The organism is Phytohabitans kaempferiae, from assembly GCF_042433955.1.
GTDB lineage: Bacteria > Actinomycetota > Actinomycetes > Mycobacteriales > Micromonosporaceae > Phytohabitans > Phytohabitans kaempferiae.
Map to the genome: position 1 here is coordinate 158,915 of NZ_JBHLUH010000073.1, position 26,783 is coordinate 185,697.

Here is a 26,783-nt window from a genome sequence, read left to right on the forward strand (position 1 = left end):
CCGTCGTTTCAACGCCCTAAACGCGACGCAGCGTCACTTAAAGCCCGGTCCATCGTCTCGAACGCGAGCGGTGGCGGTCGCTCCAGATCGAACCAGGCGAGGTCCGCCGACTCCCGAGGATCGAGCCTGACCTGTGCACCGTCGAGCGTGGCCAGGAAAAAGCAGTCGAGTACGGGCAGGCGCTCACCCTGGTAGTCGTAGCTGCCCACGTACATGCCGACGAACTCACCGAGTGTGACCTCGACGCCAAGCTCCTCGCGGCCCTCGCGCACGGCGGCGGTGGCCGGATCCTCCCATCCGTCACAGAAGCCGCCCGGCGTCTCCCACAGCCCCGCCCTCGGCTCCATCGCCCGCTTGAGCGCGAGGAAGCGGTGTCCATCGTGGACGATGAGGTTGGCCGTCGGGCGGGCGTTGACGAAGAGCGCGTAGCCGCACGCGGCGCACGTGGTGGGCGGCTTCGCGCGGAGCCCGGCACCACAGCGCGGGCAGAACCGCGCCTCCACCGTCACTTCTTCGCCTTGCCGCCGTCTCCACCGTCCGAGGTGGACAGTGCCGCGATGAACGCCTCCTGGGGCACCTCGACGCGGCCCACCATCTTCATCCGCTTCTTGCCTTCCTTCTGCTTCTCCAGCAGCTTGCGCTTACGCGAGATGTCACCGCCGTAGCACTTGGCGAGCACGTCCTTGCGGATCGCCCGGATCGTCTCGCGGGCGATCACGCGGTTGCCGATCGCCGCCTGGATCGGCACCTCGAACTGCTGCCGCGGGATCAGGCTGCGCAGCTTGGCGGCGATGGTGACGCCGTAGTTGTACGCCTTGTCCTTGTGCACGATCGCGGAGAACGCGTCGACCGCCTCGCCGTGCAGCAGGATGTCGACCTTGACCAGATCGGCCTTCTGCTCGCCGCTGGGCTCGTAGTCGAGGCTCGCGTAGCCCTTGGTGCGGCTCTTGAGCTGGTCGAAAAAGTCGAAGATGATCTCGGCGAGCGGCAGCGTGTAGCGCAGCTCGACCCGGTCGGCCGAGAGGTAGTCCATGCCGAGCAGCGTGCCGCGCCGCCCCTGGCACAGCTCCATCACCGCGCCGACGTAGTCGTTGGGCGTGAGCACGGTCGCGCGCACCACCGGCTCGTACACCTCGCCGATCTTGCCGTTGGGGTATTCACTCGGGTTGGTGACCGTGTGCTCGGTGCCGTCTTCCATGATCACGCGGTAGACCACGTTGGGCGCGGTGGAGATCAGGTCGAGGCCGAACTCGCGCTCCAGCCGCTCTCGAATGATCTCCAGGTGGAGCAGGCCGAGGAAGCCGCAGCGGAAGCCGAAGCCGAGCGCGGCGCTGGTCTCCGGCTCGTAGCTGAGCGCGGCGTCGTTGAGCTTGAGCTTGTCGAGCGCGTCGCGCAGGTCGGGGTAGTCGGAGCCGTCGATCGGGTAGAGCCCCGAGTAGACCATCGGCTTGGGATCCTTGTAGCCGCCGAGGGCCTCGCTCGCGGGGCGCGTGTTGATCGTGACGGTGTCGCCGACCCGGGACTGGCGCACGTCCTTCACGCCGGTGATGAGGTAGCCCACCTCGCCGACGCCGAGCGCCTGCGACTTTTGCATCTCGGGCGAGATGACGCCGATCTCGAGCAGCTCGTGCACCGCGCCGGTGGACATCATCTTGATCTTGTCGCGAGCCTCGATGCGCCCGTCGATGACCCGCACGTAGGTGACCACGCCCCGGTACACGTCGTAGACCGAGTCGAAGATCATCGCGCGCGCGGGCGCCCCGGCCGCCCCCACCGGTGGGGTGAACTGGCGCACGATCTCGTCGAGCAGGTGGGGCACGCCCTCGCCGGTCTTGCCGGAGACGCGCAGGCAGTCGTCCGGGCTGCCGCCGATGAGGTGAGCCAGCTCCTCGGCGTACTTGTCGGGCTGGGCGGCCGGCAGGTCGATCTTGTTGAGCACCGGGATGACGTGCAGGTCGTTTTCCAGCGCCAGGTAGAGGTTGGCGAGCGTCTGCGCCTCGATGCCCTGAGCGGCGTCGACCAGCAGCACGGCGCCCTCACAGGCGGCGAGGCTGCGGGACACCTCGTAGGTGAAGTCGACGTGCCCGGGCGTGTCGATCATGTTGAGCACGGCCGACTCGCCTTGGAGATCACCCTCCCGCACCGTCCAGGGCATGCGCACGGCCTGGCTCTTGATCGTGATGCCGCGCTCGCGCTCGATGTCCATGCGATCGAGGTACTGATCGCGCATCTGCCGGGCGTCGACCACCCCGGTGAGCTGCAACATCCGGTCGGCCAGCGTCGACTTGCCGTGGTCGATGTGGGCGATGATGCAGAAGTTACGGATGCGGCCGGGGTCGGTCGCGCCCGGGCTGTTCGCGCTCATCGGTGGCACAGTCGTCCGTTCTCGTTCAACCTGCGGGAACGGCCGGCGAGGAGCCGGCCGCTCTCTATGGTCCCACGTCGCGGTCGGTGCCCTACTCCAGTGGGGCTTCGTTGAAGAGCGCGGCCAGGCGCGGGAGGCGTCGACGCACCTCGTCTTCGTTGTCGAAATCCCAGAAGTCGTCCGTGTTGGGTCGTTTTGCGGCGGGCTCCTCGGGCAGCTCCGTGCCCGTCGCGGTGCGGTGTGCCGTGGCCGCGACGGCCAGCATCTTCTCCGAGCCGAGCTCCTCGCCGGTGAGCGCCGCCCGGCGCACCGCGGGCAGCTCGGCGAGCGAGTCGGGCTCGCCGACCGCCCGCGCGTAGGCATCTCGCCCCTGCGCCATCAGCCAGCCCCGGAACGCGTCGAAGCCCTCGTCGGAACAGCCGCCGTTGACCAGGTAGGCCGCGCCGAAGAGATCGACCTTGTAGGAGGCGTCGAGGACCCGCCGCAGGTGCTGCTCGAAGCCGACGATCTCGCTCGTGTCGCGGGAGGCAAGCGTGGTCGCCGCCCGATCCGCCACGGTGTCCGGGGTGCCGCCGTCGCGTGCCGCGTCGCCGATCAGCGCCCAGAACTCGTTGGTGTTCATGGGGTCCGACTGTGCCAGACCGGTATGACATCAAGGCAATATGGGTGCATGCCCAGGATGCCGATGCCGGCGGTCTCGTACGCGTCCACCGCTGCGCGCCCTTCCTGGGCCGACCTGCCCGGTGACCTGCGCACCGCGATCAGCGCCCGGCTCGGCTCCCAGGTCACCTGGGCCACCACCGCGGGCGGCGGGTTCACGCGGGGGTTCGCGGCCGTGGTCGACACGGCCGACGGGCAGCGGGTCTTCGTCAAGGCGGCGTCGCTGAGCACGCAGCGCCACCTCACCGACTGGTACGCCCGGGAGGTGGCGGTCACCGCCGCGCTGCCCGCCGCCGTCCCAGCCGCCCGACCGAAGTGGACGCTGACCGCCGCCGGCCACTACGTGATCTGCCTGGAGGCGATCGAGGGGCGGATGCCCGGCCTGCCGTGGCAGCCGGCCGAGCTCGACGCCGCGCTCGCCGCCTGGGCGGTCGCCGCCGAGGCACTCCGCGAGCCGCCCGCCGAGCTGGTCGCGGTCGGCATGCCCACCCTGTCGGAGCTGATCCGCCACGACCTCTCCTGGTGGCGGGAGATCGCGACCGGGCGGGAGGCCATGCCGCCGGTGCCACCCTGGGTCGAAAAGCAGCTCGACGAGCTCGTGGCGCTGGAGGCGGCCCTCCCCGAGCTGGTCCGCACCGGCTCGGCGACCCACTGTGACCTGCGCCTCGACAACGTACTCATCGACGGGAGCGGCGCCGCCTGGCTCTGCGACTGGAACTGGATCTGCTTCGGCCCGGCCTGGTTCGACACGGTCTCGCTGCTCATGACCGCGTACGCGAGCGACCTCGACGCGGACGCCCTCTTCGCCGAGCATCCGACCGCGCGAGACGCGCCGCCGGACGGTCTGGACGCGGCGCTGGCGGCGCTGGGCGGCTACCTGCTGACCCGGGCGGAGGCGGGCCCGACCAGCGCCTCGCCACACCTGGTGGGGCACCAGCGGTGGACCGGCGAGGTGGCGCTGGCCTGGCTGGCGTCCCGCCGCGGCTGGGCCTGAGGCTGGTCCCGCTAGGGCCTGTTTCTTGAGGGCGGGTCGAGTTTCATGAGGGTCGGTCTGAGTCGAGGCGGAGTCCGGTGCCGCAGGCCGGCGATGCCCGTGTGAAACAGGCCCTAGCTGCCCGTTTTGGCTGGGCGCGGGGCTGGCTGGTAATCTGGTGCGTCGCGCATGGTGATGTGGAGATGTCGCGTGCGCTCAGATGCCCGAAAACCCTGAACGACAAGGACGAGGCTGTCGCGTGGCGAACATCAAGTCCCAAATCAAGCGCAACCGGCAGAACGAAAAGCGCCGGCTGCGTAACAAGTCGGTCAAGTCGTCGCTGAAGACCGCCATCCGCAAGTTCCACGAGGCGACTGCGGCGGGCGACGTCGAGAACGCGACCGCGCTCATGCGTGACGCCTCGCGCAAGCTCGACCAGGCTGTCAGCAAGGGCGTGATCCACAAAAACCAGGCCGCCAACCGCAAGTCGGCAATCGCCAAGCGCCTGCACTCGCAGGCCGCCTGACACACGCCGCACCACCTTCGGGCACCGCCGGAGCCACGTCGCTCCGTACGCGGTGCCCGTCGTTTTGCCGAGGCATGACCGGTTTGACCGCTTTTGCGTAGCTGACGCTGGTTGACCGTTGTATTCGGCTTTTCGCGGCCGGCGGCCCGTCCCTTTGGGCGGCTGAGGCCCGTCGTCTGGTGTGCCTTCCTGGCTGCCGTCGCTAGATGATCTGTTCCAAGGGCTGACATGACCCGTTAGCGTCGCCGCACCCCGGGGCCGGTTCGACCGCGGGCCTCCAGACCAAGGGGGCCGGGTCCGTGCGTGGCGAGAAGTTGCCCCTCTGGAGCCTGTTGCAAAATCGTCAGATTCGCGCGAACTGAGGGTCGCGCTAACCCTCGCTGGCCGCCGTTCGACGGCCAGCGACCGATACAGCCGTGTTCTTCTCGACACTCACTGTGATCGAGCAATTTTGCAACAGGCTCTATGGGGTCAAGAAATCGCCACGGACGCGCGGCGGGCGACAGGAAACGGACGCCCCGGTGTTCCTGGAGGGAAGACCGCTCACCGGCGGGGCTTGAAACCGCGGAGGGTGAGGCTGCGGGAGCAGCGGCCTGGACCACGACGAGCATCGCGGCAGCCCAAATCTGTCCCTTGGAACGGATCATCTAGGTGTGGCTGGCGGCTTTCTTCCGCGGCTTGCGCCCGTCGCTTGGGCGTGGTTGGTGGCCTTCGCTTTGGGCGGCTGATCACTCGTAGCGGCGGCTCGCCGACTGGCGCTCCCGCTGGCTGGGCTGATCGGCGCTGTCGGCGTGATGCGCCATCGCGTATGCGTGCTGCCGCCACGCCGCGTCGAGGTAGCGACCCGCGGCGGCGTACCGCCCGCTCGTGTCGCGCCGCCCCGCCTCGGCCGGATCGAACGGCTGCCGGGGCATCTCGGCGGTGGCCCGATCGTCGGCCGCCGGCACGTCGGTCTCAGCCTCAGCGGTGATGGTCTCCCCAGCGCCGGCAGGCGTCACGGCCACGGGCTCGGCGGCGGCGGGCTCGGCGGCGGCGTGCTGGGCGAGCCGGCCCGAGCGCGGGGTGATGGTGGCCAGGAGGAGCGTCGGCATGAACGCACCCACCTCGCGGCGCAGCCGCTCCCGCTCGATCTCGGGCATGCGCGCGGCCGAACGGGCCACCGCGCCCGCCACCAGGTCGTTTACCTTCACCATCGCCGCGACCGACAGCGGCAGGATGAGAACCACCCACCAGCTCAGCAGCTCGGCGAGGGCGATCAGCAGGCCGAGCGCGATCGTCCCCTCGAAGAACACGAAGCAGAGCATGCCGCCCGGATGGAGGTAGCGCAGGCCCAGCGCGCGGGCGTACATCGGGCGGTAGCGCACCGCCGCGTCGCTCTGTGTCGGCCGCCGGACCGTCCGCTTGGTCATCGCACGCCACTCCCTCGCCGCGCCCCATCGGAAGCGCCCGTGCCCTGCCGTGCTGCCGCCACCGCGAAGATGGCGCGCTCCAGCGCGTACCCCCGGTCGTCTGAGCCGCCCTTGACCTCGGCGTTGCACTCGGCGGCCGCGCGCATCGCGTCGACCAGCCCTTCCGGGCTCCAACCGCGACCCTGGCGCTGCGCGCGCTCGATCTTCCAGGCGGGCATGCCGAGGCTGCTCGCCAACTGGTACGCGCTGCCCCGCCCGGCCGACGCGACCCGCGCCACCGTACGCACGCCGTCGGCGATCGCATCGGCGATCGGCACCGGGTCGACGCCCACGTGCAGCGCCCACCGCAGCGCCTCCAGTGCGCCCGGCACGTCACCGACCATCGCCGCGTCGGCGACCGTGAAGCCGCTGACCTCGGCCCGCCCGCGGTAGTAGCGGGCCACCGTGTCGGCGCCGATCCGCCCGTCGGTGTCGGCGACGAGCTGTGAACAGGCGGCGGCCAGCTCGCGCAGGTCGTTGCCGACCGCGGCGAGCAGCGCCTCGGCCGCGTCGTCGGTGCACCGGCCGCCCAGCCGCCGGAACTCGTCACGCACGAACGCGACCCGCTCGCGGTTGCCCTTCAGCTTCATCGCCTGGACCACGGTGGCACCGGCCGACTTCAGACCGTCGGCGAGCGCCTTGCCCTTCGCCCCGCCGGGATGCGTAATCACCAGCGTGACGTCGGGGTCGGGCTGCTTCGCGTACGACAGAAGGGCCGCGGTCAGGTCCTTCTTGGCGTCCTGGCCGTTGCGGATCACCAGGACCCGGCGCCCGCCGAAGAGGGACGGGCTGACCATCTCCGCGATCTCGCCGGCGCCGAGCGTGCCACCCTCGTACTCCCGCAGGTCGGCACCGGGATCGGCGGCGCGGGCGGTCTCGACGGCGTGGGCCACGGCTCGCGTGACCAACAGTTCCTCGTCGCCGGAGACGAGCACAATCGAGTCGGTGGCTCCTTTTGTCACGCAGCCCATACTTGCACGGCTGCTCGCCGGGGTATCACGTTCGCTCACTCGATCGGGTTGCTGACGGATCGCCGACTGCAAAAGCGGACAAATCACCGTGGTTTGAGGAGGTGTCGACCATCATCGCCGCGCGAACGCGCGGAAAGAGTTCGCGATGAGGTACGGCACGTCCGGACCGTCCACAACATTCGACCTACGTGGACAGTCCCCACCGTCCTGCGCGGCGGCCTTGTCGTCGCCCGCGAGCATGCCAGGGCTCGATCGCCGTTCGTCATAGCAGATCCCGGGCTTGATCAGGGTGTTTTCCACAGGACCACAGGTTGTCCACAGGGGAGGTTGGCGGCGCTGTTCCGGCCGGTTTCGCGGGCTTAGCGTCGCGGCGTGCACGGGGCATCCAAGGACGATCAGATGGCGGTTCGGCAACGCCTCCACCGCTTGGCGGCGGGCTTTCCAGACGGACAAGCGGCCCATCAGGCAGCGGGCGGCCCGCCCGCTGTGCCCTCCTCGGAGCCGGACGACCCGCTGCCCCCTCCTGCCGCCCACGGCCCGCGGTTCGCGCCGGAGCGTGCGCTGCCCTCGCCGGCCGCCCGCGCACTGCCGCCACCGGCACCTCATGGCCTGCCGCCGCTGGCGGACGTCGAGCCGTCCTTCATGGCGCTGCCGCCCCCGGTCGCCCACGGCATCTGGCCCACGCCAGACCGCGCCCTGCTCTCTCCCGCCGCCGACGACGGCCCGCCGGGCCCGGTCAGCGATGTCGGGCGGCCCGTCCTGCCGCTCGGCGTCGGTGCGCAGGTCCAGCCCGGTGCCCTTCAGCGCCAGAGCACCACCGCGCCCGGAGCCGGCGTCGTCCGCCCACGCCGTCCCGCGACGGCCGAGGGGACGGATGACGAGCGTCCCAGCCGCGCCGGCGGCGGCTCGGCGTTCGACCCGGGGCGCCGAGGCGTGCGCGCCCTCGCCGTGCTCGCGGCGGTCGTGGTGCTCGTGGCGGGGGTCATCGCGTGGCGGTCCCGCCCGCGTGCCGAGCCGGTGGTGGCCGAGCCCGCCCCGGCCGCCGCGCAGCAGGATCCGCTCCACGACCAGCAGGATCCGCGCGGCGCCCCGCCGGATTCGCCCACAGCCTCGCCGAGCGGTGCCGAGGTCGTGGTCGCGGTGGCAGGCAAGGTCCGCAATCCCGGCCTCGTGCGGCTGCCCGCCGGCAGCCGGGTGGCCGACGCCCTCGCCGCGGCCGGCGGCGCGCTGCCCGGCACCGACGTCGCCCTGCTCAACCTCGCCCGCAAGGTGAGCGACGGCGAGCTGATCCTGGTCGGTGTCACCGCACCGCCCGGCGCGGTCGCCGGCCCGGCCGGTCCCGCCCCGCCCGGCGGTGCGAGCGGTGGCGCCGCCGCCGGCGAAATGGTCAACCTCAACACCGCGACGCTCAGCCAGCTCGACGGGCTGCCCGGCGTCGGCCCGGTGCTCGCTCAGCGCATCCTCGACCACCGCGAGAAGAGCGGTCCCTTCCGCACCGTCAGCGACCTGCGGCAGGTCGACGGCATCGGCGACACGCGATACGAGCAGCTCAAGGATCTGGTGACGGTGTGAGCAGCACCGACGCGCGGGCGGCGGTGACCAGCGCGAAGCCGCCCGATCTGCGGCTGGCGGGGCTGGCCGTCGCGACCTGGCTCTCCGCCCTCGCCACGCTGTATTTCCCGGTGCGCGCCGCCATCGCGATGTGCACGATCGCCGCACTGGTCGCGGCGCTGGTGGCGCTGGGCGTGCGGCGGCGGGCGATCCCGCACGGCTGGGTCGTGCTCAGCGTGCTGCTCGGTGTGGTGTGCGGTGGCGCCGCGACGGCCGCACGAGTGTCCACTCGCGACGCTGAGCCGCTCGCCGCGCTGGTCCGCGAGCATGCCCGCGTCGACGTCGAGCTGGTCGTGCGCGACGACCCCCGACCGGTCCGGTCCCTCGCCGGCCGGCCGCAGACCTACCTGGTGGCCGCCCATCTCCGGGGCGTACGGAGCGAGGAGGGCGCGATCGGGATACGGGGGCGCGTCCTCGTGCTCGCCAGCGCCCCGGAGTGGCGCGGTCTGCTGCCCGGCCAGCGACTCACCGCCAACGGCCGCCTCCTGCCGGCGGGGCGCGGCGACCTCAGCGCGGCGATGGTCTCGGCCACCGGCCCGCCCGTCCTGCACGGCGAGCCGTCGTGGGCACAGCGGGCCGCCGGGGTGCTCCGCACGGGGTTGCAGCGCGCCTGCGAGCCGCTCCCGGACGAGCCCGGCGGGCTGCTTCCCGGCCTCGTCGTCGGAGACACGAGCCGGCTGGATCCGGCGGTCGACGACGACTTTCGCGCCACGGGCATGACGCATCTGGTGGCGGTGAGCGGCGCCAACGTGGCAATCGTGATCGGCGCGGTGCTGCTGCTGGCACGCTGGGCACGCGCCGGCCCATGGCTCTCGGCGGGGCTGTGCGCGGTGGCCCTGGCGGGATTCGTGATCCTGGCCCGCCCGTCGCCCAGCGTCGTGCGCGCGGGAGCCATGGGCGCCATCGGGCTCATCGCGCTGGCCGGCGGGCGACCGCGCGCGGCCGTGCCTGCCCTGGCCACGGCGGTGACGGTGCTGGTGCTGTGGGATCCGGAGCTGGCCGGCAACGCGGGGTTCGCGCTGTCCGCCCTGGCCACCGCCGGCCTCCTGCTGCTCGCCCCGCGCTGGCGCGACGCGCTCCGGCGCCGGGGCGTCCCGGCCGGTGCCGCCGAGGCGCTGGCCGTGCCGGCTGCGGCGCAGTTCGCGTGCGGGCCGGTGGTGGCTGGGCTCTCGGGCAGCGTGAGCCTCGTGGCCATACCGGCAAACCTGCTCGCGGTGCCCGCCATCGCGCCCGCCACCCTACTCGGCGTGGGCGCGGCGATCGCCTCGCCGATCTGGCCGGCCGGCGCCGAGTTCGCCGCTTGGCTCGGCGGATGGCCGGCTTGGTGGCTGGTCCTGGTCGCCCGCTACGGCGCGCGCGTACCCTCCGGCAACCTCCCGTGGCCTGACGGCGTGCTCGGCGCGCTTCTGCTCGGCGGGCTCTCGGTGGTGTTCCTGGTCGCCGCGCGCCGCCGCCTCGTCCGCCGGCTCACCGCGATCTTTGCCGTGGCGGTGGTGATCGGCGCGCTGCCGGTGCGGCTCGTGGCGCCGGGTTGGCCGCCCGCCGGATGGTTCGTGGCGGTGTGCTCGGTGGGGCAGGGCGACACCGTGCTCGTGCCCGTGGCGCCCGGGCAGGCGGTGGTGGTCGACGCGGGCCCGGAGCCGGCGGCGGCCGACCGCTGCCTGCGGCGGCACAAAGTGCGCACCGTACCCCTGCTGGCGATTACCCACTTCCACGCCGATCACATGGGCGGGCTCGACGGTGTCCTACGTGGACGGTCGGTGGGCGCGGTGGTGACCACGTCCTGGCCCGAGCCGGCATACGGGCGGGAGCTCGTGCTCCGCGCCGCCACCGCCCGCCGAGTGCCGGTCGCCGAGGTGGCGGCTGGCTGGTCACGCGTGCTCGGCCAGGTGCGCGTCGAGGTGGTCGGGCCACCGCACGAGCTGCGCGGCACGCGCTCGGATCCCAACAACAACTCGCTCGTCGTGCGCATCTCGGTCGGCGGGCTGAGCGTGCTCCTGACCGGCGACGCGGAGAGCGAGGAGCAGCGCGCGCTGCTGGAGCGGGTCGGCCCGGCCGGCCTCCGCGCCCACGTTCTGAAAGTCGCCCATCACGGGAGCGCCTACCAAGATGGCGAGTTCCTCGACGCGGTGGATCCGGCGCTGGCGTTGGTCTCGGTCGGCGTCGACAACGGCTACGGCCATCCGAGCGCCTCGGTGCTCGGGCGGCTGACCCGCGGCGGCGCCCAGGTGCTGCGGACCGACCTCGACGGCGACCTGGCGGCCGTGCGCACCGCCAGCGGCCAGCTCGCCGTCGCCACGAAGGGCGCCGACCCACACTGACCACGACACCAACAACACGCCGTCGCCGCATAGGACGCCGACCCCGCGCTGACACGACACCAGCAGCACGCCGCCGCGAAGGACGCCGACCCGCGAATAGCCACCACAACCAGCCAACACGACGCCAAGACCATCGCCGCCATCAGGAAGGGCACCGCCCGCAAATGCCCACCACCTTCCACACCGCCGTCGCCAAAGGCGCCGAGCCAAAGGCCAGCCCCGGCCTACGCGCGGCGGTGGATCACGATCCCCAGCAGGCCCGGCCCCACGTGGGCGGCGACCACGGCGCCGACCTCGGTCACGTACCGCTCGTGGAGCCGGTCGCCCAGCCGCTCGGTCAGCGCCTCGGCGAGCACACCGGCCCGGTCCGGTGCACCGAGGTGGTGCACCGCGGCGTCCACATCGGACTCACCGGCCGCCTCGACGGCCAGGTCGACCAGGCGGGCCAGGCCACGGCTGGCGGTGCGCACCTTGTCGCGCACCACGATCGCGCCGTCCGACACATGCAGGATCGGCTTGACGGAGAGCGCGGTGCCCAGCAGTGCCGATGCCGCCCCGATGCGCCCACCCCGCCGGAGAAACTCCAGCGTGTCCACGTAGAGCAGCGTGGTGGTGCGGGTGATCGCATCGGCTGCCGCGCGGCGTACCTCCTCGATGTCATTGCCCGCGGCGGCGGACGCGACGGCCGCGAGCACCGGAAAGCCGAGCCCCATGCCGGTCGAGCGGGCGTCGACCACCGCGACCTGCTCCCCCACCTCGCGCGCGGCGAGCGAGGCCGACTCGACGGTCCCGGAAAGCTCGGCGGAGAGGTGCAGCGACACGACCCCGGTGGCCCCGGCGTCGAGCAGGCGGCGGTACGCCGACACAAACAGCTCCGGCGCCGGCCGCGAGGTGGTCACGGCGACCCGCCGCGCGCCCAGTGTGCGGGCCACCTCGGAGGGGGTGGTGTCCACGCCCTCGCGGCCCTCGACACCATTGATCACGACGGTGAGCGGGACGACGGTGACGTCGGGCCCGGCAGGGAGATACGCGGTGGAATCGGTGACGACCGCGACACGCATGCCGGCACCGTAGCGGATCAGCCTGTCAACGCGACACGATCTCGGTGACCATGAACGGCGTACCCTGCTGGCAGGTGGTCATCATGCCCTGCTCGACCCGACCACGCACGGTGAGCGTGGCGCCGGCCCGCAGGTCGTCGCGGTTGATGCCGGGGCCGGGGAGCAGCAGATACTGGTCGAGCAGCCGGCAGCCCATCTCGACGCCCTCGACGACAGTGCCGCTGACCTCGATCAACGCGCCCCCGGAGGGCTTGCCGGACGGCGTCGGCAGGTCTTCCGGAGCCGACGCGGAGGATGACGGAGACGGACTCACGCTGTCACCTCCGGACGAAGACCCCGCGCATCCGCCGAGCAGCACGACGACCGACAGAGCGAGGACGGCGGTGACGCTGCGGATACCCATGTCAGATGCGACGCTACCCGCCCTCGGGCGGTTCCTCACACCGGTGACGGAGTCGGGCGGTGCGCGGACTGGCCCGCGTTGTGCGCGCGCAGCCACCAGCCGCGGATCGGGTCGTGGCCCAGGTCGGTCCAGTGGCAGTTTTGCAGCGGCCCGACCCGGCGCAGCACGTCGGTCGACCAGCCGAGCAGAAAGCCGCAGCCCTGCCGCGCCGCGCCGCCGTGAGTGGCCACCACGATCGTGCCGCCGGGCACCTGGTCGGCCGCCTCCTGAAGCGCCTGGCCGACACGTTTGCCCAGGTCGTCAAGGGTCTCGACGTCACAGCTCTGCGGCTGCTCGCCGGCCCGCCAGCGGGCGTGCTCGGCCGGAAAGCGCTCGGCCACCTCCGCCATCGTGAGGCCCTGCCACTTGCCGTAGGAGCGCTCGCGCAGCCGCGGGTCGGTGCGCACCGGCAGCCCGGTCAGCGCGGCCAGCGCGGAGGCCGTATCGGCGGCGCGCCGCAGGTCGCTGGCGACGATCGCGTCGGGGTGAAAGGCGGCCAGGAGCGGTGCGGCAGCCGCGGCCTGCTCGTGGCCGAGATCGTTGAGTGGGGTATCGGTCTGACCTTGGACCCGGTCGGTGGCATTCCAGTCGGTGTTGCCGTGCCGCCAGACGATGAGACGGGTCATTCCGCCTCTACCAGGGCGCGATCCACAAACGGGATCGTCGGGCAGTCCTTCCACAGGCGGTCGAGCGCGTAGAACTCCCGCTCCTCGGTGTGCTGCACATGCACCACGATGTCGACGTAGTCGAGCAGGACCCAGCGCCCGGAACGCTCACCCTCGCGCCGCACCGGCTTTGCCTTCTCCGGCAGGTCGACCAGGGCTTCCTCGATCGCGTCGACGATCGCCTGCACCTGCCGCTCGTTGGGCGCGGAGGCGAGCACGAAGGCGTCGGTGATCACCATCTGGTCGGCGACGTCGATGATGACGATGTCTTGCGCCTTCTTGTCGGCGGCCGCCTGGGCGGCGCTCAGCACCATCTCACGGGCGCGCTCGGATGCACTCACCCGACAAGCCTCTCACACACGAGGAGAAGGCGCGCACGACTAAAGCCGACAAATCACCGGTAAAGGCGCCTCTTGGCGATGTACTGCACCACACCGTCCGGCACGAGGTACCAGACCGGCTTGCCCATCGCGACGCGCGCCCGGCAGTCGGTCGACGAGATGGCCATGGCGGGCACCTGCACAAGGCTGACCGTGTCGGCGGGCAGGTGGTCGTCGGAGAGCGCAAACCCGGGGCGGGTCACGCCGATGAAGTGCGCCATCTCGAACATCTGGTCGGTGTCTTTCCAGGACAGCATCTTCTGCAGCGCGTCCGCCCCGGTGATGAAGAAGAGCTCCGCCTTGGGGCCGTATTCGGCGCGCAGGTCACGCAGCGTGTCGACCGTGTAGGTGGGGCCTTCCCGGTCGATGTCGACGCGGCTGACCTGAAACTGCGGATTGGAGGCGGTGGCGATCACGGTCATCAGGTAACGATCTTCGGCCGGGCTGACCGCCTCGTCCGATTTCTGCCACGGCTCGCCGGTGGGTACGAAGACCACCTCGTCGAGCGCGAAGCGGTTGGCGACCTCGCTCGCCGCCACGAGGTGCCCGTGGTGGATCGGGTCGAATGTGCCACCCATGATGCCGATCCGCCGCGTATCGTCCGCCATGGCCGAATCGTAGATCGCTGCCGAGCGTCCGCGTGCCGCAAGGGGCAGCGCTGGTCACCCTCGAGCGGCGAGAGCGCGGCGCAGGTCGTCATCCGCATCGATCACGATCCGGCGCAGGCTGGGCGCAATGTCGTCGCGGGCGAGCAGCGCCGCGGCCGCTTTCCGGGTCGATTTCGCCACGGCGAACCGGGGAAACGCACGCTTGGCGACCCGATCGGCGCTCCAGGGGGTACGCAGCCGCGCGGCAGCCGGCATCTCCGCGAAGTATCGCTCCACATAGGACTTGGTCAGCTCGGCCTGCTCCGGCTGCCAGAAGCCCTCCGCGTGCGCCTCTACGAGCCGGTTGGAAAGCTCGGTGTCCTCGGCGATGATCCGCCAGGCCCGCTCCTTGGCCGCGGCGTCGGGCAGCGCGGCGCGGCACCGGGCGGCCCACTGCTGCCCGGTCGCGCTGCGGTCGGCGTCCAGTTGGGCGTCGATCTGCTTCGGGCCGGCCGCCCCCAGCACCACCAGGCGGTACCACAGGGCCCACCGCAGGTCGGTGTCGATCCGCAGCCCATCGGGTGCGCCCTTGCCCTTGAGCCAACCGGTGAGGCGGCGCGCGTCGGTGCTCGCCTCGATCAGCCCGCGGGCGGCGGCGAGCTGGAGCGAACCGCCAGGCGGTGCCGCGATGAGCAACCGGTCGCAGGCCATCGCCACCGGCTGGAGGGCGATCTCCCGGGGCACCGGGTCGAGGTATCTGTCGAGCAGGTCGCGGGTCAGCCCCAGCACCTCCTCGACCACCATCGGCGCGGTCTCCAGCGGCAGCGCGGTCACCACGAGCGCGACGAGGTCGGCCGGTGACCGGTCGCCGTCGCGTACCGAGTCGACAGTGGCCGACCACAGCAGGGCGCGGTCGAGCGGGTCGTCGAGCCCCGGCATGATGCGGGTCGCGGCGGCGGCCGAGGCGTCGTCGAGCCGCACCTTGGCGAACGTCAGGTCGCCCGCGTTGACCAGCAACAGGTCGGCGGCCGGCTCGCCCGCCAGCTCGGGCACCTCGGCACGCTCCCCGTCGAAGTCGACCGAGACGAGCCGGCGCAGCACCGGTCCGTCGTACACGCCGAGGCCGACCCGGTGCGGGCGGGGCGAGCAGGTCTGCACTATGTGGACACTCTGGTAGCGACCGTCCACGATGGTCGGCTCGGCCCGCAGCGTGTTGACGCCCGACTGGCGCAGCCACACCTCGGCCCAACCGCGCAGGTCGCGCCCACTCGCCTCGGCGAGCGCGTCGAGCAGGTCGGCGAGTGTCGCGTTGCCGAAGCGGTGTGCGGCGAAGTACGCCCGCAGCCCGGCGAAGAACGCGTCGTCGCCCAGCCACGCGACGAGCTGGCGCAGCACGGAGGCGCCCTTGGCGTACGAGATGCCGTCGAAGTTGAGCAGCGCGTGCGCCCCGTCGAGCACCTCCTCCGGCGCCACGGGATGGGTGGAGGGGCGCTGGTCGGCGACGTAGCCACTCGCCTTGCGGCGCAAGCCGAACGTGGTCCACGCCCGGTCGAAGCGGGTCACCTCGGCGGTCACCCGCACGCCCAGGTATTCGGCGAACGACTCGTTGAGCCAGAGGTCGTCCCACCACCGCATCGTGACCAGATCGCCGAACCACATGTGCGCCATCTCGTGGGCAATCACGGTGGCCCGCCACTCCCGCTCGCCGTCGGTCACGACCGACCGGAAGACGTAGTCGTCGCGGAACGTCACCAGCCCCGGGTTTTCCATCGCCCCCGCGTTGAACTCCGGCACGAACGCCTGATCGTACTTGCCGAACGGATAACGCACACCGAACAGCTCGTGGAACCGGTCGAGGCACGCCTTGGTGATCTCGAAGATCTCGTCGGCGTCCTTGTCGAGGTGGGCGGCGAGCGAACGCCGGCAGTACAGCCCCAGCGGGATGCCGTCGTGCTCGTCGCTCCGCACGTGGTAGGGACCGGCGATCAGCGAGAAGAAGTAGGTGGCCAGCGGAGGCGTGGCCCCGAACCGCCCGTCGCCCTCGCCCACACCGTTTGCCGCCACCACCCACCCCTCGGGCGCGTGCACGGTCAGCGCGAGCGGCGCCTTGAGGTCGGGCTGGTCGAAGCAGGCGAAGATGCGTTCCGCGTCGTCCAGAAAGGACATCGCGTACAGGTAGGTCTCGCCGTCGGCCGGGTCGACGAAGCGGTGCAGCCCCTCGCCTGTGTTGGAGTAGGCCATCTCCGCCTCGACCACCAGCTCGTTGGCCTCGGCGAGCGCGGGCAGCGGGAGCCGGTTGCCGTCGAGCGTGGCGACGTCGAGATCGACCCCGTTGAGCCGTGCCGACCACAGGCGCGCCGGTTTGACCTCGACAAACGTGGCCGCGCCGGCCCGGGCCGACCGGAATCGGACCGTTGTCGTCGACCGGAACCGCTCGTCGCCACCGGTGACGTCCAGCTCCACGGCGTACGACTCGACGGCGAGCAGCTCGGCGCGCTCGGCCGCCTCGGCCCGGGTGAGGCTACGCATCCGCCCATCCTGCCCGATCACGGCCGGTAGCCCAGGAGCCGCCAGCGGGCGGGGCGCGCTCGCGGCACGGGACGCAGGACTATAGCCTTCCTGCGTGATCGGTCCCACGACGCCCTCGGTGGGCGCCTCGGCTAAGGAGCGTGCGATGGCCCAGCACCCCAAGGGTGACTTCGACCTGAGCCGGGCGGTGTGGCAGCGGGCCAAGGGCGACGGGTCGGAGAGCGCGGTCGAGGTCGCCTTCGTCGACGACCTGATCGGCCTGCGCAACGCCGGCGAGCCCGACGGGCCGGTGCTGGTCTTCACCAAGGACGAGTGGGACGCCTTCGTCGGTGGCGCCCAGGACGGCGAGTTTGACGTCGACTGAGCCACCGGTCAACCCACCAGCGCGCGCACGGCGTCCATGCGGCTGATCCGCGGTGCCAGCCGGCGAAGTTGGAGCGCGAGGTTCATCGCCACGAGCACCGGCTCCTCGTCGGGCAGGTCGCAGTCGACCGCCCGGCGCAGCCACGGCGCCACCTCCGCCCAGCTGTAGAACGACGTGTCACATCCCAGGTTGAGCGGCGGTGGGAAGCCGCCCGGCCCCTGCCGGCCCACCGACCACAGCCGCACGATCTCGCGGGAACGCCCGATGCGGGCCGCGATGTCGGCCAGCGTGACCCAGTCGTTGGCTGCCACGCGCACCGGACGCAGGCCGGCCGACTCGACGTCGCGCACCGCCGCCGTCACCGCCTCGGCCAGGTCGGGGACCTCGCGGCATACCAGCACCGCGCCGACACCGTCACGCGGCCCGGGCGCTGGTGCGAGACCGTCGTGCGACCGCAGGGCCACCTCGCCCGGTGCGCCCACCACCACGAGCACGAACTCCTGAAGCGCCACGACCCCTCCTTCGCAGGCTCCACCACAGCCGGTCGCCGAGGCTCGCCACCCCCTCGAACCAGCCTCCAGCAAAGCCCACCCCCCACCCCCACCGGAGGAGCCAACACAGGGGCCAGCACCTGGCCCCCTGCTACTGTTACCGCCATGCGGATGACGCTTCGGCATCTTGGCTGGTGGACCGCCTGACGGGCGGCCCACACGCATCCGCGTTCACCCAGACACCACGGCCGCCCCTCCGGGCGGCCGTTTCGCGTGCCCGGATCAGGGCGGCTCCCGTACCCGAAAAAGGAGCCCTGGATGACGACCACCGCGACCCTCACCGGTTTCAAGCCCACCGGCCACCTCCAGCTGGGCAATCTGCTCGGCGCCATCCGGCCGGTCGTCGCCGCGCAGCGGCGGACGCGGCCGGTGACCTTCGTGGCCGACCTGCACGCGATGACCGTGCCCCACGACCCCGCCGAGCTGCGGCAGCTCACGCTCGAGGTGGCGATGCTCCTGCTCGCCGCCGGCGTCGACCCCGACCGCAGCCTCTTCTACGTGCAGTCACAGGTCCCCGAACACACCGAGCTGCACTACCTCCTCGAATGCGCGACCCGCTACGGCGAGGCGCACCGCATGATCCAGTTCAAGGAGCGGTCGTCGGGGCAGGGCACGCGGCTGAGCCTGCTCACGTACCCGGTGCTGATGGCCGCCGACATCCTGCTGCACGACGGCGCCGAGGTGCCGGTCGGCGACGACCAGCGGCAGCACCTGGAGCTCGCGCGCGATGTGGCGACCCGGTTCAACACCCACTATGGACAGACGTTCGTGGTGCCGCGCGCGGTCAACCCCGAGGTCGCCGCGCGGGTGATGGACCTGTCCGACCCGACCGCGAAGATGAGCAAGACCAGCGGCACGCCCGGCACGATCTACCTGCTCGACCCGCCCGAGGTGATCGAGCGGAAGGTCATGCGGGCGGTCACCGACTCCGGCGACATCGTCAGCTACGAGCCGGAGACCCGGCCGGGTGTGGCCAACCTGCTGGAGATCCTCGCTGGTTGCGCGGGCGACTCACCTTCCGCGCTGGCCGCCGGCTTCGGGTCGTACGGCGCGCTGAAGCGCGCGGTCGCCGAGGCGGTGGTCGCCACCATCCGCCCCATCCAGCTCCGTTTCAGCGAACTCTCGCGCGATCCGGGGTACGTGCGGACGGTGCTCGCCGACGGCGCGGAGCGAGCCCACGACGCGACCGCCAAGACGGTGCACCGGGCCCGCCGGGCAATCGGCCTGGTCGCCTGATGGTCCGGCGGATCGGGCCATTCCGTGCTGAGGTGGTCGGAGGGGGATCATGACGAGGGAGGGAGCGCACCGATGAGCGCATCGCACGAGGCGACCGAGCGGCGACACAGCCCCTGGCTGGTGCTCGCGACGCTCTGCCTCGGCTTCTTCATGATCCTGCTGGACACCACGATCGTGAACATCGCGATCCCGGACATGAGCGCCGACCTCGACGCGTCGCTCGCCCAACTCCTGTGGATCGTCAACGCGTACGTGCTGGTCTACGCCGTCCTCCTGATCACCGCGGGGCGCCTCGGCGACCTGTACGGCCCCAAGCAGCTGTTCATCATCGGGCTGGTGGTGTTCACGCTGGCCTCGGCCGCCTGCGGCTTCGCCACCACCCCCGGCCAGCTCGTCGCCGCCCGGATCGTGCAGGGCGTGGGCGGTGCGCTGCTCACGCCCCAGACCCTCTCGGTGATCACGGTGATCTTCCCGTCGGAGAAGCGGGGGGCCGCGTTCGGCGTGTGGGGCGGGGTTGCCGGCGTCGCCACGGTCACCGGCCCCACACTCGGCGGCTACCTGGTCACCGACTGGGGCTGGCAGTGGATCTTCTTCGTCAACGTGCCGGTCGGCGTGGTCACCGTCGCGCTCGCCGCGGTCGTGATGCCCAACCTCAAGCTCAACCGCCGCCACCGGCTCGACTGGACCGGCACGCTCCTGGCCACCGCCGGGCTCTTCCTGATCACGTACGGGCTGATCGAGGGCGAGTCGCACCACTGGGGACGAGTGTGGGGCGCGATCACGATCCCGATGGTCATCGGCGCCGGCGTACTGGTCATGGTGGCCTTCTTCGCCCACCAGTACGCCACGCGGGCCAAGGAGCCGCTCGTACCCTTCTCGATCTTCTCGGACCGCAACTTCTCGCTGATGAACTGGGTGGTCGGCGCGATCGCGTTCGGCATGCTCGGGCTCTTCCTGCCCCTGGTGATCTTCCTTCAGTCGGTGATCGGCCTGAGCGCGCTCCAAGCCGGCATCGCGCTGGCCCCGATGTCGGTACTCACGATGTTCATCGCCCCGTTCGCCGGGCGGGCCGCCGACCGCATGGGCGGCAAGTGGATCCTGTTCACCGGCCTCACCCTCTGGTCGCTCGGCATGGGTCTGGTGGTGTGGCTGGCCCGCGCCGACGCCGGCCAGTGGAGCCTGCTGCCCGGCCTGCTGGTCGCCGGCACCGGCCTGGGCATGACGTTCGCGCCGCTCCAGACGATCGCGATGCGCGACATCGTCCCGCGCATGGCCGGCGCCGCCTCCGGCCTCATCAACACCAGCCGTCAGCTCGGCGGCGTGGTCGGCTCGGCCGCGGTCGGCGCGCTCCTCCAGGCAAGACTGGCGACCGAACTCCCGCAGGCCGCGCGCGACCAGGCCGGCACGCTGCCGCCGCAGTACCGCGAGCAGTTCGTCGCCGGCTTCAGCGGCGCCAGCAGTGGCAGCCTCCACGTCGGCGCCGGCCAGACCGGTGTCTCCCTGCCACCGGGCCTGCCCGAGCAGGCCCGGCAGGCACTCGCCGGCGCCGCCGAACGCGCCTTCCGCGAGGGCTTCACGCACGCGATGCGCCTCACGCTGATCCTCCCGCTGGCGGTCCTGGCGGCGGCGGCCATCTCGTGCCTCTTGATCCGCGGCCGCGCCCGCACGCCCACGCCCGAGAAGGACGCCACGCCCGCCGCGGTAGGTGGCTGAGCGCCGGTCCCGCTCGGGCAGGGCCGTCCAACCCTTGTGAACTGGGCTACCGCGATGTCAGCCGTGGTCCAGGCCGCTGCTCCCGCAGCCTCACCCTCCGCCGTTTGACCCCCGGCCCTGCTCTGCTTCCCCGAGGAGGCACCTGGGCGTCCGCTACCGGACGCCGGGCCGTTTCCGATCGGGAAGCAGAGCAAGGGCCGCCCCGGCCCTCGCGCCGGAGGCGGCCAGCGAGGCACCACACGGCACGGCGCTCAGGCGGCGACAAGGATCCGCTTCTCGAAGGCGTTTGCCGCGGTCTCGCCATAGCCGGCGGAGCGGAGCAGCGCCAGGACGGCTGGCAGGTAGAAGTTTGCCTCCAGGCGGAGCACCGCGTGGCCCGCGTCGAGCGCGATCTCCTCCAGCGCGGCGAACATCTGGCGGGCGATGCCGCGGCGCCGGAACGCGGGCCGCACATACATCCGCCTGATGGCGCCGATCTCCCGGTCGAGCGCCTGGAGTGCGCCGCACGCCACCGCCCGGCCATCGATGACGCCCACCAGGTGCTGCGCGTCGTCGCCGGCGAAGAAGCTGGTAGAAGGCCCACCGCCGGCCTCACGGAGCTCCCGGTGCAACGCCGTGATCAACGTGCCCAGCTCGGCGTCGTTGACAGGGCGGGCTTCTATCAACACCGGTCCAAAGTAGCCGGACGCGATTTCCGACAGGTTTCGTGCATGTGGCCCGGATACGGACACTATTCGTCCGTAGAGTCCGACTCCACTACAGCGCCGCTGGTGGGGTCGCGCTGTGGCTGGCGGGCCCGGTGCGCGGCCAACCGCTCGGCCGCGGTGGCCCGGGCCGAGGGCTCCTCCAGCCGGATGTCGGTGCCGCGCGGGCCAGCCGCGTACGCCCCCGCGGTCGGCTGCCAGTCGAACTCCCGCGCCCCGATCCGCACCAGGTCGCCGGGCTCCGCACCAGCCTTGGCCAGCGCTTCCTCCACGCCCAGCCGCTCCAGCCGGTCGGCGAGGAAGCCCACCGCCTCGTCGTTGTCGAAGTTGGTCTGGCGTACCCAGCGCTCGGGTCGAGGGCCGCGCACCACGTACGCCCCGGCCTCCTCGGTGATCGTGAAGCCGGCGTCGTCGACCGCGGGCGGGCGGATCACGATGCGCGTCGGCTCGGGCGCGGGTGCCAGGTCACGAGCGCGCTGCACGAGGTCGGCCAGCGCGTACGTCAGCTCCTTGAGCCCCTCGCGGGTCGCCGTGCTCACCTCGAAGACGGCCAGCCCGCGCGCCTCGATGTCCGGGCGGGTGATCTCGGCCAGGTCGCGGGCGTCGGGCACGTCGACCTTGTTGAGCACCACCAGGCGGGGGCGGTCGGCGAGGCCACCGTACTCGGCCAGCTCCGCCTCGATCGCGTCGATGTCGCTCAGCGGGTCGCGGCCGGGCTCGAGCGTGGCGGCGTCGACGACGTGTACGAGCACGGCACACCGCTCGATGTGGCGCAGGAACTCCAGCCCCAGCCCTTTGCCGGTCGCGGCGCCCGGGATGAGGCCGGGTACGTCAGCGATCGTGAACGTGTGGTTGTCGACCCGTACGACGCCGAGGTTGGGCACGAGCGTAGTGAACGGGTAGTCGGCGATCTTCGGCTTGGCGGCGGAGAGCACCGAGATCAGCGACGACTTGCCAGCCGACGGGAAGCCGACCAGCCCCACATCGGCGACGCTCTTCAGTTCGAGTACGACATCGAGCCGGTCACCGGGCTCGCCCAGCTCGGCGAAGCCCGGAGCCTTGCGGCGCGAACTGGCGAGCGCCGCGTTGCCCCGCCCGCCCCGACCGCCGCGGGCGATCTCGATCGTGGTGCCGGCGCCCACGAGGTCGGCGATGGTCTCACCGCCGACGGTCTGCACGACCGTGCCGTCGGGCACCTTCAGCACGAGGTCGGCACCGTTGGCGCCGTCGCGGTTGGAGCCCTGCCCGCCCTTGCCGTTTTCCGCCTTGATGTGCGGGCGGAAGTGGAAGTCGAGCAGCGTGTGCACCTGCGGGTCGACGACGAGCGAGACGCTCCCGCCGTGCCCGCCGTTGCCCCCGTCGGGCCCACCGAACGGCTTGAACTTCTCCCGGTGGATGGAGACGCAACCGTGCCCGCCGTCACCCGCCAGCAGGTGCAGCACGACCCGGTCGACAAAGGTCGCCACGTCTCGATCCTCTCAACGAATCAACGGCCGGAAGGAGCACAAAAACGAAACGGGCCGGGGACCCACCGAGGGTCCGCGGCCCGCTCCGGAAAGCCGAAAGCTGCTACTGCTGCGCCGGCACGATGCTGACGGTCTTACGCCCGCGCTTGGTGCCGAACTGGACCGAACCCGCCGCCAGCGCGAACAGCGTGTCGTCGCCGCCGCGGCCGACCAGGTCACCAGGGTGGAACTTGGTGCCGCGCTGGCGGATGAGGATCTCGCCCGCGCTGACGACCTGCCCGCCGAACCGCTTCACGCCGAGGCGCTTCGCTTCCGAGTCGCGACCGTTGCGCGAGCTGGAAGCACCCTTTTTGTGAGCCATGTCGCCTCGTCCTTACTTCCCGCTCGAGATGCCGGTCACCTTGACCTGGGTCAGCGGCTGACGGTGGCCCTGGCGCTTGTGGTAACCGGTCTTGTTCTTGAACTTGTGGATCCGGATCTTCGGGCCCTTGGTGTGGGCGGCGATCTCGGCGGAGACCGAGACCTTCGCCAGCGCGGCCGCGTCGGTGACCAGGTCGTCACCATCGACGATGAGCACCGCGGGAAGAGTGACCGCGTCGCCGGGCTCGCCGACGAGCTTCTCGACCTCGATCACGTCGCCCTCGGCGACCTTGTACTGCTTGCCGCCGGTCTTGACGATCGCGTACATCGGACGCGGACTCCCTGTCGCTAAGCGGATCATTTACTGGCACACAAACTATTGCGGGCACACAGAAACCGAGCGCACAACCGTGCGCCACCGGCAAGCGTACGCCACCGACCGGCGCGCCGCCAAATCGTCTACGCGGCGCACAGCGTATCCAGCCGCTGCTGGAGCTGGTCGAGCTTGGCACTGTCGACGCTGCCGATGTCTGCGCGCATCGTGCCCACCTCGTCGCCGATCTCCGTGAGCACGGTGCGCAGCCGCGCGTCGGTCGCCTTTGCCGCCTGCTCCTTGACGCTGTTGGCCCAGGTGGCGAGCGCCGCTTCGGCCTTCTGCCGGGCCTCGTACTCGCCCTTGCCGTCGCCCTTGCCCGCCGCCTCGGCCATCTTGCTCAGCTCGACGAGGAACGTGGTGACCCCCTTGCCACCGGCGGCCAGCGCGGCGGCGCAGACCTCCTTGGCGTTGCCGGCGGCCGGTCCGGTCTCGGTCACCCCGGGAGAGCCCTGGGCGCCGGGCGAACCGGCCGCGCCGGCGGGAGCACCGGGCGACGTGGAGACGCTGGCGGAGGGGGCAGCGGACGGCCGGTCGGCCGAACAGCCCGCCCCCACCAACAAGAGTGCGACGACGACCGCCAGCGCCCGAGCTCGACTCATGGGAGGCAAGCCTACGGGCGTGTACGCCGCCGGGCACCACCGCGCCGGGTACGCCGCCGGCCCCCCGCGCCAGCGGTCGCCTCCTCGGCGTCGTCATCCTCGTCGAGGCCGTCCGGGTCGTCCGGGCCGGCCAGGCGCATCGGCTCCACCGCGTCCGCCACGACCGGGTCGTCCTCCATCGCGTTCTCGTAACGCGACAGGTCGTACCCCATCGTCTCGTCCTCGTCGTAAGCCGGCGTCGCCGCGGCGGGCTCGGGCGCGACGGAGGTCGTGGCACTCCCCTTCCGGCCGCGACGGCGACCGCTGACCACGCCCGACGAGCCGTTTGCGGTCGGCTCGGGGCGGGAGGCGGCGGCGACGGCCTTGACCTTCTCGCCCGCGCCCGCGCCACCGCCGGAGCCGGACGAGCCGCGCGCCGGCACCGGCTCGGTGTGGATGATCAGGCCGCGCCCCTTGCAGTGCTCGCAGGTCTCGCTGAACGCCTCCAGCAGCCCCGCGCCGATCCGCTTGCGGGTCATCTGCACGAGGCCGAGCGAGGTGATCTCGGTGACCTGGTGCTTGGTGCGGTCACGCCCCAGGCACTCGGTGAGGCGGCGCAGCACCAGCTCGCGGTTGGACTCCAGCACCATGTCGATGAAGTCGATCACGACGATGCCGCCCAGGTCGCGCAGCCGCAGCTGGCGCACGATCTCCTCGGCCGCCTCGAGGTTGTTGCGCGTGACGGTCTCTTCGAGGTTGCCGCCCGCGCCGGTGTACTTGCCGGTGTTGACGTCGATGACCGTCATCGCCTCGGTGCGGTCGATGACCAGGTGGCCGCCGGAGGGGAGGAAGACCTTGCGGTCGAGCCCCTTGAGGATCTGCTCGTCGATCCGCTTCTCGGCGAACACGTCGACCGTGCCGGTGTGCCGCCGCAGCCGCGCCACCAGGTCGGGCGAGACGTGCTGTAGGTACGTCTCGACCATGTCGTACGCGCCGTCGCCCTGCACCACAAGCTCGCGGAAGTCTTCGTTGAACAGGTCGCGGACGACCCGGATGACCAGGTCGGGCTCCTCGTAGAGCAGCGCCGGGGCGCCGCCCTCGGCCGCCCGCGCCTGGATGTCCTCCCACTGCGCCTGGAGCCGCTTGACGTCGCGGGCCAGCTCGTCCTCACTCGCGCCCTCGGCGGCGGTGCGCACGATCACGCCGGCGCCGTCGGGCACGAGCTTCTTCAGCACGTCGCGCAGGCGCTTGCGCTCGTTGTCGGGGAGCTTGCGGCTGATGCCGGAGGCGTTGCCGTGCGGCACGTACACCAGGTGCCGCCCGGAGAGCGCGATGTGGCTGGTCAGCCGCGCGCCCTTGTGGCCGATCGGGTCCTTGGTGACCTGCACGAGCACCGAGTCGCTCGACTTGAGCGCCTGCTCGATCGAGCGGGCCCGCCCCTCCAGGCCGGTGGCGTCCCAGTTGACCTCACCGGCGTAGAGCACGGCGTTGCGGCCCCGCCCCACGTCGACGAAGGCCGCCTCCATGCTGGGCAGGACGTTCTGCACCTTGCCGAGGTAGACGTTGCCGGCCATGGTGCCGGCCGAGGCGCGGGTCACGTAGTGCTCGACGAGTACCCCGTCTTCGAGGACGGCGATCTGCGTGCGGTCGCCGCGCTGGCGCACGACCATGACCCGGTCGACCGCCTCCCGGCGGGCCAGGAACTCCGACTCGCTCAGGATCGGCGGGCGCGTGCGGCGCTGCTCGCGGCCGTCACGGCGGCGCTGGCGCTTGGCCTCGAGGCGGGTCGAGCCGGATACGCCCTGCACCTCGTCGCTGCCGCGCCGCGGCTCGCGGATCTTGACGACCGTCGGCACGCCGTCGTCGGCACCGGACTCGACGTCGCTCGCGCCCTTGCGCCGGCGCCGCCGGCGCCGGCGGGTCAGCGGCTCGCCGTCTTCGTCCTCTTCGCCTTCGTCGGCCGCCTCGGCCGCGGCCTCTTCCTCGTCGAGTTCGTCGTCGGCCGTGCCACGACCGCGCCCTCGACCGCGCCGGCCACGGCGGCGCCGCCGGCGACCGCCGGCGCCGTCCTCGTCCTCTTCCTCGTCCTCCTCGTCCTCTTCGGCCTCCGCGGTGGTGACCTCCGCGGTGACCTCCGGCTCCGCCTCGATTTCCGTGGTACGCCGTCCGCGGCGCCGCCGCCGCGCGGGCTCCTCCGCCTCGGGGGCCTCCTCGGGGGCGGCCGCCGCGGGAGCGGCTTCCGGCTCGGCCGCGGGCTCCGCGGCCTTCTCCGCGCGCGCCTTCCGGGCGGTCTTCGCGGGCGGCTCCGGCTCCTCCGCCTCGGGGGCCATGAACAGCACGGTCGGTGCGGACAGGGCGGCCCGGCGCCGGCGGCTCGGCGGCGCCTCCTCAGCTGGCGGCTCGACCGCCGCCGGCTCGCTGACCGCGGGCTCGCTGACCACCGGCTCAGCGGTCGGCTCGGTCAGCGGCTCGGCGGCCACCGCGACCTTTTTCCGCCTGGTACGCGTGGTCTTCGCCGGTACGGGCTCTTCGACGACCGGCGCCTGCTCCGCAGCGATTTCCGGCGTTGCGCCTGATTCATCCGCTGCCGCGGTCTTTCGCCGCCTCCGGGTCGGTGTGACGGCCTCCGTACCGGGCTCGGCTGGCTCGGCCGCCTTGCGCCGCGTGGTGCGGGCGCGCTTCGTAGGGGTGGTGCTTTCGGCGGTATCGCCGGCCGGCTCGGAACCGGTCCGGTCACCGCCCTCTGGCTCGTTGTCGAGCATGGGCGTTCTCCAGTTCTGGCGGCCCCGGGCGCGGGTGAGCGCTGCCACGCAGGGTCGCCGCAAAGTGTTTCCGGCGGCTTGCCCGGGCGGGCTGGCCACCGAAGTCTGCCTGCTGAGCGCTGGCCGGAGACCGG

Annotated in this window: 25 protein-coding genes and 1 pseudogene; 7 read left to right on the plus strand and 19 right to left on the minus strand. The window is 71.9% G+C overall.

The window, feature by feature from the left end:
* Positions 1-8 precede the first annotated feature (8 nt).
* The 3 genes from ACFFIA_RS33890 to ACFFIA_RS33900 form a co-directional block, all read right to left on the minus strand.
* On the minus strand, positions 9-509 hold the full coding sequence (locus tag ACFFIA_RS33890; protein WP_377259023.1) for an NUDIX domain-containing protein: 501 nt from the start codon (positions 507-509) through the stop codon (positions 9-11).
* The gene (gene lepA / locus ACFFIA_RS33895; RefSeq protein ID WP_377259026.1) at positions 506-2,365 is read right to left on the minus strand and encodes a translation elongation factor 4; all 1,860 of its coding nucleotides are present in this window, start codon (positions 2,363-2,365) and stop codon (positions 506-508) included. The genes ACFFIA_RS33890 and lepA overlap by 4 nt, the downstream gene beginning before the upstream one ends.
* A gap of 91 nt (positions 2,366-2,456) precedes the next feature.
* Positions 2,457-2,987, minus strand: coding sequence for a DUF4240 domain-containing protein (locus tag ACFFIA_RS33900; protein WP_377259029.1), 531 nt, complete (start codon positions 2,985-2,987; stop codon positions 2,457-2,459).
* A 48-nt stretch (positions 2,988-3,035) separates the two neighbouring features.
* On the opposite strand from ACFFIA_RS33900, the gene ACFFIA_RS33905 reads away from it, so the two are divergent.
* Entirely contained in the window at positions 3,036-4,019 is a 984-nt protein-coding gene (locus ACFFIA_RS33905) for a phosphotransferase family protein (RefSeq protein WP_377259032.1), read from the plus strand.
* Between the two features lie 238 nt (positions 4,020-4,257).
* Positions 4,258-4,524, plus strand: coding sequence for a 30S ribosomal protein S20 (gene rpsT / locus ACFFIA_RS33910; protein ID WP_377259035.1), 267 nt, complete (start codon positions 4,258-4,260; stop codon positions 4,522-4,524).
* Positions 4,525-5,633: 1,109 nt separating this feature from the next.
* On the opposite strand, the pseudogene ACFFIA_RS33915 reads toward rpsT, so the two are convergent.
* The 3 genes and pseudogenes from ACFFIA_RS33915 to ACFFIA_RS33925 all read right to left on the minus strand — a co-directional run.
* A pseudogene (locus tag ACFFIA_RS33915) lies at positions 5,634-5,933 on the minus strand (hypothetical protein); the annotation flags it as partial.
* Entirely contained in the window at positions 5,930-6,943 is a 1,014-nt protein-coding gene (gene holA, locus ACFFIA_RS33920) for a DNA polymerase III subunit delta (protein ID WP_377259038.1), read from the minus strand. The gene holA and the pseudogene ACFFIA_RS33915, both read right to left, overlap by 4 nt.
* 111 nt (positions 6,944-7,054) lie before the next feature.
* Positions 7,055-7,243 carry a hypothetical protein gene (locus ACFFIA_RS33925; RefSeq protein ID WP_377259041.1) on the minus strand — a complete coding sequence of 63 codons (189 nt, stop codon included), beginning with the start codon at positions 7,241-7,243 and terminating at the stop codon, positions 7,055-7,057.
* 186 nt (positions 7,244-7,429) lie between these two features.
* Here ACFFIA_RS33925 and ACFFIA_RS33930 point away from each other — a divergent pair, with 186 nt between their 5' ends.
* On the plus strand, positions 7,430-8,515 hold the full coding sequence (locus ACFFIA_RS33930) for a ComEA family DNA-binding protein (RefSeq protein ID WP_377259044.1): 1,086 nt from the start codon (positions 7,430-7,432) through the stop codon (positions 8,513-8,515).
* The gene (locus tag ACFFIA_RS33935) at positions 8,512-10,875 is read left to right on the plus strand and encodes a ComEC/Rec2 family competence protein (RefSeq protein ID WP_377259047.1); all 2,364 of its coding nucleotides are present in this window, start codon (positions 8,512-8,514) and stop codon (positions 10,873-10,875) included. The genes ACFFIA_RS33930 and ACFFIA_RS33935 overlap by 4 nt, the downstream gene beginning before the upstream one ends.
* Positions 10,876-11,099: 224 nt before the next feature.
* Here the strand turns inward: ACFFIA_RS33935 and ACFFIA_RS33940 are convergent, their stop codons facing one another.
* The 6 genes from ACFFIA_RS33940 to pepN all read right to left on the minus strand — a co-directional run bounded on the left by ACFFIA_RS33940 (position 11,100) and on the right by pepN (position 16,539).
* A complete protein-coding gene (locus ACFFIA_RS33940) occupies positions 11,100-11,936 on the minus strand; it encodes a DegV family protein (protein ID WP_377259050.1) in 837 nt (278 codons plus the stop codon).
* 25 nt (positions 11,937-11,961) lie between these two features.
* The gene (locus ACFFIA_RS33945; RefSeq protein WP_377259053.1) at positions 11,962-12,249 is read right to left on the minus strand and encodes a hypothetical protein; all 288 of its coding nucleotides are present in this window, start codon (positions 12,247-12,249) and stop codon (positions 11,962-11,964) included.
* Positions 12,250-12,374: 125 nt separating this feature from the next.
* On the minus strand, positions 12,375-13,004 hold the full coding sequence (locus ACFFIA_RS33950; protein WP_377259056.1) for a histidine phosphatase family protein: 630 nt from the start codon (positions 13,002-13,004) through the stop codon (positions 12,375-12,377).
* A complete protein-coding gene (rsfS, locus tag ACFFIA_RS33955; protein WP_377259059.1) occupies positions 13,001-13,384 on the minus strand; it encodes a ribosome silencing factor in 384 nt (127 codons plus the stop codon). Before rsfS ends, ACFFIA_RS33950 begins: the two co-directional genes overlap by 4 nt.
* A 53-nt stretch (positions 13,385-13,437) precedes the next feature.
* Positions 13,438-14,031: a nicotinate-nucleotide adenylyltransferase gene (nadD, locus tag ACFFIA_RS33960; protein ID WP_377259062.1), complete on the minus strand. Its 594-nt coding sequence runs from the start codon at positions 14,029-14,031 to the stop codon at positions 13,438-13,440.
* 54 nt (positions 14,032-14,085) lie between these two features.
* Positions 14,086-16,539 carry an aminopeptidase N gene (gene pepN / locus ACFFIA_RS33965; protein ID WP_377259065.1) on the minus strand — a complete coding sequence of 818 codons (2,454 nt, stop codon included), beginning with the start codon at positions 16,537-16,539 and terminating at the stop codon, positions 14,086-14,088.
* A gap of 145 nt (positions 16,540-16,684) precedes the next feature.
* On the opposite strand from pepN, the gene ACFFIA_RS33970 reads away from it, so the two are divergent.
* Complete coding sequence (locus tag ACFFIA_RS33970) at positions 16,685-16,903, plus strand: DUF397 domain-containing protein (RefSeq protein WP_377259151.1); 219 nt, start codon at positions 16,685-16,687, stop codon at positions 16,901-16,903.
* Positions 16,904-16,911: 8 nt separating this feature from the next.
* On the opposite strand, the gene ACFFIA_RS33975 is transcribed toward ACFFIA_RS33970, so the two are convergent.
* Entirely contained in the window at positions 16,912-17,415 is a 504-nt protein-coding gene (locus ACFFIA_RS33975; protein WP_377259068.1) for a hypothetical protein, read from the minus strand.
* 297 nt (positions 17,416-17,712) lie between these two features.
* Between ACFFIA_RS33975 and trpS the strand changes: the two genes are divergently transcribed.
* Entirely contained in the window at positions 17,713-18,690 is a 978-nt protein-coding gene (gene trpS, locus ACFFIA_RS33980) for a tryptophan--tRNA ligase (RefSeq protein ID WP_377259071.1), read from the plus strand.
* Between the two features lie 72 nt (positions 18,691-18,762).
* Positions 18,763-20,403, plus strand: a complete 1,641-nt coding sequence (locus tag ACFFIA_RS33985; RefSeq protein WP_377259074.1) for an MFS transporter — start codon at positions 18,763-18,765, stop codon at positions 20,401-20,403.
* 251 nt (positions 20,404-20,654) lie between these two features.
* On the opposite strand, the gene ACFFIA_RS33990 is transcribed toward ACFFIA_RS33985, so the two are convergent.
* The 6 genes from ACFFIA_RS33990 to ACFFIA_RS34015 form a co-directional block, all read right to left on the minus strand.
* Positions 20,655-21,071 carry a GNAT family N-acetyltransferase gene (locus ACFFIA_RS33990; RefSeq protein ID WP_377259077.1) on the minus strand — a complete coding sequence of 139 codons (417 nt, stop codon included), beginning with the start codon at positions 21,069-21,071 and terminating at the stop codon, positions 20,655-20,657.
* Positions 21,072-21,133: 62 nt separating this feature from the next.
* Positions 21,134-22,573, minus strand: coding sequence for a GTPase ObgE (gene obgE / locus ACFFIA_RS33995; RefSeq protein WP_377259080.1), 1,440 nt, complete (start codon positions 22,571-22,573; stop codon positions 21,134-21,136).
* 103 nt (positions 22,574-22,676) lie between these two features.
* Positions 22,677-22,934: a 50S ribosomal protein L27 gene (gene rpmA / locus ACFFIA_RS34000; RefSeq protein WP_377259083.1), complete on the minus strand. Its 258-nt coding sequence runs from the start codon at positions 22,932-22,934 to the stop codon at positions 22,677-22,679.
* A gap of 12 nt (positions 22,935-22,946) precedes the next feature.
* Positions 22,947-23,261: a 50S ribosomal protein L21 gene (gene rplU, locus ACFFIA_RS34005; protein WP_377259086.1), complete on the minus strand. Its 315-nt coding sequence runs from the start codon at positions 23,259-23,261 to the stop codon at positions 22,947-22,949.
* A 131-nt stretch (positions 23,262-23,392) separates the two neighbouring features.
* Positions 23,393-23,908, minus strand: coding sequence for a hypothetical protein (locus tag ACFFIA_RS34010; protein ID WP_377259089.1), 516 nt, complete (start codon positions 23,906-23,908; stop codon positions 23,393-23,395).
* 11 nt (positions 23,909-23,919) lie between these two features.
* Positions 23,920-26,649 (minus strand): Rne/Rng family ribonuclease, encoded by a 2,730-nt coding sequence (locus ACFFIA_RS34015; protein ID WP_377259092.1) that lies wholly within the window; start codon positions 26,647-26,649, stop codon positions 23,920-23,922.
* Between the last annotated feature and the right edge of the window lie 134 nt (positions 26,650-26,783).